The sequence below is a fragment of the Sphingomonas sp. RB1R13 genome (genome assembly GCF_036663775.1).
Taxonomy (GTDB): domain Bacteria; phylum Pseudomonadota; class Alphaproteobacteria; order Sphingomonadales; family Sphingomonadaceae; genus Sphingomicrobium.
Genome location: NZ_JAXOJM010000101.1, coordinates 1 through 1,075, shown reverse-complemented (window position 1 = coordinate 1,075; position 1,075 = coordinate 1). Strand labels below are relative to the sequence as shown.

At 63.6% G+C, this 1,075-nt stretch carries 2 protein-coding genes; both read left to right on the top strand.

Annotated elements, in window-relative coordinates; genetic code table 11:
* Positions 1-617, top strand: a 617-nt coding sequence (locus tag U1700_RS15245) for a sensor histidine kinase (protein WP_332753513.1), incomplete at its 5' end; no start/stop codon positions are given.
* 50 nt (positions 618-667) lie between these two features.
* A complete protein-coding gene (locus tag U1700_RS15240; RefSeq protein WP_332753512.1) occupies positions 668-1,033 on the top strand; it encodes a response regulator in 366 nt (121 codons plus the stop codon).
* Positions 1,034-1,075: the final 42 nt, after the last annotated feature.

The following is a 1,075-nucleotide window of genomic DNA, read 5'->3' as shown; positions in this document are numbered from 1 at the left end:
AGCGCGAGATCGTCAGCCAGGAGCTGAGTCACCGGATCAAGAACATCTTCGCGGTGATCTCTGGCCTGATCGCCTTTGCCGCGCGCAGTCATCCGGGCTTTGGCGGGATCGCCAGCGACCTGCGCGACCGGATCACCGCGCTGGGCCGCGCCCACGACTTCGTCCGTCCGCACAGTCCCCAGTCCCAGCCCAAGGCACGGCAGGACTCGCTGCACGGCCTGCTCGGCGACCTGTTCGAGCCCTATCGCGGGGACGAGCAGATGCCTCGCATCACCGTGGCGGGCGACGACGTGCCGGTCGACGACCGATCGGCGACGCCGCTGGCGCTGTTGTTCCACGAACTGGCGACCAACGCCGCCAAATACGGCGCGCTGACAGCACCGGAAGGCAAAGTCACCGTGACCTGGGCGGTACGTCGGGACGGTGACAAGGACGCACTCGATCTGAGTTGGGTCGAACGCGGCGGCCCGCCGGCGGTGGAGCCGACACGAAAAGGTTTCGGCTCGCGCATCATCCGTATGGGACTAACCGGCTCGGGAGGCGTTCAGTTACGCTACGAGGCGCAAGGTTTGTCGGTGCAGGCCACGGCACCGCTTTACCAGATACAGGAAGCGTAAGGCGTAGCCGCAACGACATGGGACAGTCTCAACCCTTCAAGCGATGGCCGGTGCTGGTGGTCGAGGACGAACCGATCCTGCGCCTCGATGCGATCAGCATGGTCGAGAAAGCCGGTTTCGAGGCAGTCGAGGCGCTGAGCAGTGCCGATGCCATCCAGCTCCTTGAAGAACGTTTGGATATTCGCCTCGTCTACATGGACCTTGATATGCCGCGCAGCCGCAAGGGCATCGAGATCGCAGCGGCGATCCGCAAGCGCTGGCCGCCGATCGAGATTATCCTGACCGCCGCCTACTTCACCCGCGACAGCGTCGAGCTTCCCGAACGCGCCGAGTTCTACTCCAAGCCTATCGATCATGACGAGGTGATCACCGCTATGCAGCGCCTGATCGCAAGTAATGAATCCCGCCCGACCTGATACTGTGAGGGTTGGGTGACGCTATTCCCGATCGTGAACGGC